The organism is uncultured Romboutsia sp. (assembly GCF_958366745.1).
GTDB classification, from domain to species: Bacteria; Bacillota; Clostridia; order Peptostreptococcales; family Peptostreptococcaceae; genus Romboutsia; species Romboutsia timonensis.
Genome location: NZ_CATXCO010000097.1, coordinates 1 through 8,285 on the forward strand (window position 1 = coordinate 1; position 8,285 = coordinate 8,285).

An 8,285-nucleotide genomic window follows, 5' to 3' on the forward strand; every position below is an offset into this window, starting at 1 on the left:
CAAAGCTATATTAATGCCATATTTATTAGAAAAATCTTTGGCTATTTTACTGCTCATATCTTTATTATTTGACTCTAATTGTTGTATTAATTGAGTACTAATGTCGCTTAAATCTTGTTGTTTTTTATTAATGTAAAAAGTAGGTAAAAGCATGTATAACAAAGTATGGGAGATAATAATCATTACTCCCATCAATGCCATAGTAAATAAATAAGTTTTTTGAAATAACTTTAGCTTCTTCATAGCTTTTCCTCAAACTTATAGCCGATACCTTTTACAGTTATAATACAGTCTATACCTAATTTTTTTCTAATATTTTTAATATATACATCAATCACCCGATCAAGTGGGGTTTCCTCAACATCCCATAAATTATCTAGCATTTGACTTCTAGTTAGTACTTGATTTTTATATTTTAGCAACAATTCTAATAATTTAATTTCCTTAGGTTTCAGATCAACAGTTTTTCCTTGTTTTTTTGCTGAAAATCCTAAAAAATCTACCTCTACATCTTTATAAAGCCATTTATTTGTATTTTCTTTGCCTGGAATTCTTCTCAATAATGCTTCTATTCTTTTGTGAAGTATTACTACAGAAAAAGGTTTAGTTATGTAATCATCAGCTTTTTCATTAAAACTCATAATCTGACTATAATCATCATTCATTGCAGTTAACATAATTACAGGTACATTACTAGTTTCTCTTATTTGACTTAAGACTCCAAAACCATTTATTTTTGGAAGCATTATATCTAATAACACTAAATCAAATTTATTTTGCCTAAATAAATCAATCCCTTCTTGTCCATCAGATGCTACCTTAACTTCATACCCAACTTCTGATAAATACTCACTTATGCCTTCTCTTATATCTACTTCATCTTCTATAATTAATATATTTATACTCACTTTTAGCGACCTCTTTATTTTTATATTTTTTCTTAGTATGCTATAATTTATCAATTATATTAAATATTTTTATTTGCATCCAGAACAATTTAATTTACAATTTGAATTACAATTAGGTTTTTGTGATTTAGAAAATGTAGTACTTATAGCTTTTTTAGGACATACTTCTATACATTTTCCACATCTTATACATTCAGCACTATTGGGTGTTTTATATGCAGCCACATTCATATCGCACTTTTTCTCACATAAACCACATTTTGTGCATTTGTCATAGTCCACTTCATATTTATAAAGTGAGTAATTATTGAATAATCCATATATACCACCTAAAGGACATAAATATTTACAAAATGGCCTGTATATTTTTATTGATAAAATAACAGTTGAAACTAATATAAATACTTTCCAAGTAAATAATGGACCTATTATTCTTCTAAGTGAACTATTCATTGATACAAGAGGAATACCCGCAAAAAGTGTTCCAGAAGGACATATTAATTTACAAAACCATGGATTTCCATCTCCTGCATAATTAGTTAACGTTAATGGCATTATAATTACAAATACTACTAATATAATATATTTAAGATATCTCAATTGCTTGTCAAAAATCACTTTTTTGATTTTTTTAATTCCAGGAATTTTATAAAGTAAGTCTTGTACTAATCCAAACGGACATAACCACCCACATACAAATCTTCCTATAAAAGCACCAATCATCATAAGAAAACCAATTATATAAAATGAAAATTTAAAATTTCTACTTCCTAATACAGCTTGTAAAGATCCTATCGGACAAGAACCTACAGCTCCTGGGCATGAATAACAATTCAGCCCAGGTACACATAGTTGCTTACTATCCCCTTGATATATCTTTCCCTTTGCAAAGCCTAAAAAATATCCATTAGTTAAGGCTGTAAATACAATTTGAACAGTCAATCTTAAGTTAGATTTTATCTTTTTTACTAAATCCATATAAATCACCTAACCAATTCCAATGCATTCAAGACATATAATATTAGACTTTTTAGCTACAGTTTTATGTTCTTGTCTGAAAACTCCAACAGACATAGATAATAGCCCTATAGCCATTAAAGTTATTCCAACTTTGTTTTTCATAAATTTATTCATTAGTCATCACCTTTTCTAAAACTTCATCTATTTTTGCCTTCCATCCATCATAATCATTAGAGCCTTCTATGCTATCAACTATATTTCCATCTTTATCTACAAAGAATGTTGTAGGGAAAGATTGTAAAATTAAAGTTTTATCTTGTAACATATCTTCTGATACAGTCAGTTGTTGATAAGTTGATTTTGCTTTCTTTAATATATCTTCAACTGTTTTTTTCTCTTCATCATTTAATCCAACTCCTGATTCTAATAATAGACCTTTTATTGAAACACCTTTTTTCTCATATTCTTTATTTAGCTTGTCTAAAGTTGGTATTTCGCCAACACATGGAGTACAACCTGTATTCCATACATTAACTACTGTAAGTTTATATTTTGAGAATATAGAACTATCTACCTTATTTCCATTAATGTCTTCTGTTTTCATTTCTTTAAATAACTTACTATTCGAGTTTGCTGTATTTGTACTCCCTTCCTTTGAACTTGTACATCCTACTGCTAATGAAGCTATTGCCACCATTGTTAGTGCTACTACAGTTAATTTTTTTACTAATTTACTCCCTTTCATAATCAATCTCCTTAATATCAATATTTTATCTATAAAAATACTAATATTTTAATATGAAACCCATATGAAATTAAATATCTATCTTTATAAAATGAAATTTATTTTGTTTATAATAAAAAACATAGAGTTATACAAATTCCTATAAAAGAATTGTTCTCTATGTTTTTAAATAAAATCTTTACTTCAATTATCTTTCTCTAGTATCAACTATAAATGTAATATTTGTTGTATAGTTATCAACTTTATCTTCATATGTAAGATAAACAGTATGTGTTCCTGAGTAAAAGTTTTCTGTACTAAATGATATTTTTCCATCTTCATCTATACAGTCTTTAACATTTAAATTTGTATATTCCCAAGTTCTGTTATCCTTTATAGATATAGATGTTGGAGTTAATTTGTCTCCGTTTCTATTTAAGATGTTATAATCAACAGATACATTTTTATCTTTTGCTAAGACCAAATCTTCGTATACCATTTGAGGATTGGCTTTTAAATTTGTAAGTTTCTTTAGGTTCTTTAATGGTGATAAATCTTTAATTTCATTATTTTCTATATTTAATGACTTCAAATTAATAGCATATTGTAGTCCGTCTAAACTTTTAACATTTTTAACACTTAATGAAACAAGATCTTTCATATCTCCTAATCTTATCTCTCCTGGTAAACCAAGTTCTTGCTGTATACTTAGTTTAAGATTTTTATCTTTTATTTCAACTAAAGTATTTTCTAATTCTGTTGAATCAAATTTTGAAAATGTTCTAAATTTAGCATCTGCCCAATCAGCATGGTCCCAAGTATCTCCGTTGTCAGCTTCTTCCACTACCAATTTTACTTTCTTAGAATTTCTAACATCTACTATTAAGCGTTCTTTTGGTGAATTTGATTTCATCACATCTGTTTGTGCTTTAAGTTCGCCATCTACATAAACTTTAAATATAACACTCGATGCATTTTGATTTGATACAAATTTATCAAGTCCAACCCAAGTATCAAATACATCATATCCGCTTGAGTCATAAACTATTTCTGAATAAGCATGAGTTCCTATACCTTTTTTAAATTTTTCATATGTTCCATTTTCATTTAAAAGTTGTATAGTTTCTTCTCTTACAGATTTATCTTTTCCTATATATCCTGAACCAATCGTTCCGTATTCCCAGTTTAAGTCAGATAAATATGTCTCTTTTTCAGAAACTACTACTGTTCTTGTAAATGTTGATTTATTTTTATCTTTATCTATTACAGAGCAATTTACATTAAATATTCCTGTACTTCCTTCAATATAATCTGTTTCCATTTTTATATTTGAGGTTAAGTCACCATCTTCAGCATCTGTTACACTTATTCCTTTAAGTAAGTCTATTTTGTCATTTATATTAAATGCTATTTTATCATCACCTTTAAATTTAGGCTTACCATTATTTGTTGTTAACTTAGGATTAACTATTATACTGTGATCACATGTATTTCCATTGCCACCATCATTAACTTCAATTACTAATTCTTTAACTCCAGCTACATCCACATTTATATAAGCTAAATTATCTTCATAATTCATCATATTTGTAGATGCGATAGTTTTTCCATCTGCTAATATTTTAAATTTTAAACTTGAATGTTCATTTTGACCTATAGATGTATCTATACCAACTAAAGCCTCAAATTTATCATAATCTTTGTCAGATAAGTCATACGTTATTTTTCCATTAGCATGTATTCCTATACCCTTTTTAAACTTAGTGACTTGCCCATGAGTCATACCTTGAATATTTCCGTTTTTTCTTGGAGTTCCCCAATCTGTTTTTATACTTTCCCATGAAAGATCTGATAAGTAGTCATAATCACTTACCACTTCAACTTCCATACTTTTTTGTTTAGTAGTATTTTCATTAGTTAATGTATATTTTACTGTATAAGTTCCACATTCGTTAGTATTTACATTACTATCAACTTCTATTTTTGAAGTAATATCATCACCAAAATAAGTAAAGCCTTTTACATAATCTTTGGCATTAAAATCTTCTCCAATTTTTAAAGTTACTTTTTCTTGTTGTAAACTTATATTTGGTGTTGATGAACTTATTTCAACATTTCTTCCCGTTGTTAAATTTTTTGCATAAGGAACTACTTCATATTTACTATTATCATTTGCTTCATTATCTGTATAAGAGCTTTCTGTTGTAAACCCAATTACTTTTCCATCTTTTATTATTTCATAACCAAGTAAATCATTTTTAATAGATTTATTTATATTCATAGTTAGCTTTATATTAGATTTTGATTTTGATAATGTTACATCTAAGTTTGTATCTACGTTATCAAATCCTTGCCCTTCATAATTCATTACACTACTATTTAAATACCATAATTTTTCATTTGATGTTGGATATTTTTTTAATTTTTCTTTACATTCATCTGATAAATCAAATCCGTATTTTTCAAAGTAATAAGTTAAATTAATATTTAATACTTCTGAAGAATAAGTTGCAAGTATATCTTTTTTCTGTTGATAATTATTTGGACTAGGTTTTCTTTTTCTATATAAAGATTCTAATTCAGCCCAATAAGTATCTTTTTTTAATTGTAATTGCCAAAACATCCCTAACTTTTGGAAGTAGTCCATTTCTTCAAATCCTCTTAGAGATTTTTCTGGAGCTAAATATTTATATATGTAAGTATAATTAACTCTATCATCAAAACCTTGTTTTATATGAGCATTGTTTGCCCACATATTATTTGTTATCTCTGGCCATGCTCTAGCATCTATGTCCATTTGGTGACCAACTTCATGAACAGTCGCCCATAGTACAGACCCAAGACTTGATTTATCTGTTTTAAGCATCGATGTTTCATAATCTCTTTGTATACCCACATGATCAACATAAGCATATGCTAATCCATATGGTTGCATAAGTCTTATTGTTGTTTTTATATTTGTAGAGTCATTTGATGGGTCTGATATATCATCTTTTAATCCCGAAAAATCAAAAGCTTCTTGAATTTGGCTATTTAAATTATTTGTACTTTTCTCTATATCCACCCCTTCTTCTACATATACTTTATATGCTGATGATGTTGTTCCTGTGTAAAGTATTCTATTTGTATTAAACTCAAATAAATCTACTGTATTTTCTGGGTCTTCATCTAATTTTTTCTTATATTCTTTTAATTCTTTTAAGAATTGTTCTTTATCGTCACCTTCATTATATAAAGGAAAAGTTTCTCCACCTTCAATAGTTACAACTGGAGCTTTGCCTTGTTCTTCTTTTGTATATCTATTTAGCAGATATACAGCTCCACCTTTTGCTGTTTTCTTTTCCCATGAGTTGCTATAAATTTCTGGTACTGTTATAACATTTTTACCTGGCTTTAATTGATACCATCTCACCCAATTTGAATAAAATCCTTCATGTTGACTAAATGCAATTGTTGGTAGTGGTACATTTTCCTCAGCTTGCACATACACAACAAATTCTTCTCCTGGCTTTGCAACTATTCCTGTAGATTGATAATCTGTACCAAAATAAGTCATTTTTAAATTATCTCTTGCCTTTGCATGGGTATTTCCATTTTGAGCTACAGTAATAACTTTTTTAGCTTTACTTGTTTTTTTATTTTTCGAACTATCTTTTTTAATTACTTCAGTTGATGCAATTTTTTTTGAATTTTCTTTTATTTCATATGCTAAAACATTTGTTGTAAACAATGAAAAATTTGAAATAATTGATACTAAACTTAATAATGCTATTTTTTTCTTAAACATACCCTTCTCCTAATTAGTTTTAATCAAAAGGGCTAATCACCAATTGCGATAGCCCTTTTATATAAATATTATATATTATCAAGCATAAACATAAATTGTGACGTATAGTTGTCAACCTTATCTTCATATACTAAATAAATTGTATATATATATGAATCAAAACCTGTTGTATCTATTGTTACTACTCCATTTTTGTCCATACAATCATTTATATCTAAAGTAGTGTATTCATGGGTTTTATTATGTTTTACTACTACAGATGTTGGCAGTAATTTTTCACCATTTCTATTTATAACATCTAAACTTACTTTTGCTTTATTATCTTCAGCATAAACACGCCCAGAAATTAAGCCTCCTAGAGGATTTGCCTTTAAATCAGTTAATTTTTTAAGATTTTTTAGTGGTGATAAATCCCTTATTTCATTATATGATATATCTAAAGATTCTAAGTTTATAGCATATTGTAATCCTTCTAAACTTTCAGCATTTGATACTTTTAGTGAAACAAGTTGTCTCATTTGACCAATTGTTATTTCACCTGATGTATTAAGCTCTTTTTGTATACTTTGTTTTAAATATTCATCTTTTATATTTACTACTTTATTTAAGTTTAATTCTACTAGTGAATCTATAGCAGAGTTTAAACTTTCAACTGCACTATCTATTACTTCTTGATTAGTTGAATTTAAAGCATCTTCACCAAATTTTATGGCATTTTCTAAAACTTCTATAGATTGTTCAGTGTAATTATTTAAATCTAATTTTTTTGCTTCTTTTAGAGCTTTTTCCAATTGAACTGTACTAAATTGTGGCACATTTCTAAATCTTGCATCTGCCCAATTGGCATGGTCCCAATTATTTCCGTTAGTTGCCACATCTACTATTAATTTTATTTCACTAGAATTTCTAACATCTACTACTAAACGTTCTTTTGGTGTATTAGCTTTCATAACACCTGTTTGAGCTTTTAATTTTCCATCAACAAATATTTTAAATTGAACACTTGCATCATCTCTTTCTGATACATATTGGTCCATACCAACCCAAGTATCAAATATATCATATCCACTTGAATTATAAACTATTTCTGAATAAGCATGAGTTCCTATACCTTTTGTGAAAGTTTCATAATAACCATCTTCATTTAAAATCTTTATTGCTTGTTGTCTTACTGATTTATCTATACCTATGGCTCCCGAACCTATAGTTGCAGATTTCCACTTTAAGTCAGATATATAAGTTTCTTCTTCTGTAATTGCTACTTTTTTAGTGAACTTAGTTGTTAAATTATCACTATCTGTTACAGAATATACAACATCAAATACACCAAATTTGCCATAACTATAATCCGTATTTACTTTAACTTTTGAAGTTATATCTCCATCTTCATAATCTGTTGCAACTATACCTTGAAGTAAGTCAACTTTTTCTTTTGTATTAAATACTATTACATCATCACCCTTTATTACAGGTTTTGAATAATTTTGATATAATTTAGTATCAGCCCAAGATGCAAAATCACCTACTAAATTTCCATCCACATCATCTGCTATTAAGACAAGTCTTTTAACTCCCTTAATATCTAAACTAACAAATTCTGCTGGTGTATCTTTTCTAATCACATCTGATTTATATACTTCTTTTCCATCAGCAAGAATTCTAAATTTTATAGTTGTGCTATCCATATCAAAGTTTTTATCAGTTCCCACATATGTAGTGAAATAATCATATTGACCTTCTAAGTCATATACTATTTCTGCATTTGTTGCTGCACCAAAACCTTTATCAAAAGTTTTAACACTTCCATCAATATTAAGTTTTATCTTATCATTTGTACCAACTGCTTTATCTTTTATAACACTTCTCCATCCTGATTGTGCTGATATCCAGTTCATATCTGATAAAT

Annotated in this window: 6 protein-coding genes and 1 pseudogene; all 7 read right to left on the bottom strand. The window is 27.8% G+C overall.

The window, feature by feature from the left end; all coding sequences use genetic code 11:
- Positions 1-243, bottom strand: a pseudogene (locus tag Q5F54_RS07725) (sensor histidine kinase); the annotation flags it as partial.
- Positions 240-908 (bottom strand): response regulator transcription factor, encoded by a 669-nt coding sequence (locus tag Q5F54_RS07730; RefSeq protein WP_071120077.1) that lies wholly within the window; start codon positions 906-908, stop codon positions 240-242. The pseudogene Q5F54_RS07725 and the gene Q5F54_RS07730, both read right to left, overlap by 4 nt.
- A gap of 69 nt (positions 909-977) precedes the next feature.
- The gene (locus Q5F54_RS07735; protein WP_288701485.1) at positions 978-1,886 is read right to left on the bottom strand and encodes a 4Fe-4S binding protein; all 909 of its coding nucleotides are present in this window, start codon (positions 1,884-1,886) and stop codon (positions 978-980) included.
- A 9-nt stretch (positions 1,887-1,895) separates the two neighbouring features.
- Positions 1,896-2,042 (bottom strand): CD1871A family CXXC motif-containing protein, encoded by a 147-nt coding sequence (locus Q5F54_RS07740; RefSeq protein WP_195906803.1) that lies wholly within the window; start codon positions 2,040-2,042, stop codon positions 1,896-1,898.
- Positions 2,035-2,613, bottom strand: coding sequence for a TlpA disulfide reductase family protein (locus tag Q5F54_RS07745; RefSeq protein ID WP_302334183.1), 579 nt, complete (start codon positions 2,611-2,613; stop codon positions 2,035-2,037). Before Q5F54_RS07745 ends, Q5F54_RS07740 begins: the two co-directional genes overlap by 8 nt.
- Before the next feature lie 187 nt (positions 2,614-2,800).
- A complete protein-coding gene (locus Q5F54_RS07750) occupies positions 2,801-6,379 on the bottom strand; it encodes an NPCBM/NEW2 domain-containing protein (RefSeq protein ID WP_302334184.1) in 3,579 nt (1,192 codons plus the stop codon).
- Positions 6,380-6,447: 68 nt separating this feature from the next.
- Positions 6,448-8,285, bottom strand: a 1,838-nt coding sequence (locus Q5F54_RS07755) for an NPCBM/NEW2 domain-containing protein (RefSeq protein WP_302334185.1), incomplete at its 5' end; no start/stop codon positions are given.

What these genes read in the sequence shown, in the direction of transcription:
- Q5F54_RS07745 (WP_302334183.1), bottom strand. Translation starts at nt 2,613, where the DNA reads ATGAAAGGGAGTAAATTAGTAAAAAAATTAACTGTAGTAGCACTAACA.
- Q5F54_RS07750 (WP_302334184.1), bottom strand. Translation starts at nt 6,379, where the DNA reads ATGTTTAAGAAAAAAATAGCATTATTAAGTTTAGTATCAATTATTTCA.
- Q5F54_RS07735 (WP_288701485.1), bottom strand. Translation starts at nt 1,886, where the DNA reads ATGGATTTAGTAAAAAAGATAAAATCTAACTTAAGATTGACTGTTCAA.
- Q5F54_RS07740 (WP_195906803.1), bottom strand. Translation starts at nt 2,042, where the DNA reads ATGAATAAATTTATGAAAAACAAAGTTGGAATAACTTTAATGGCTATA.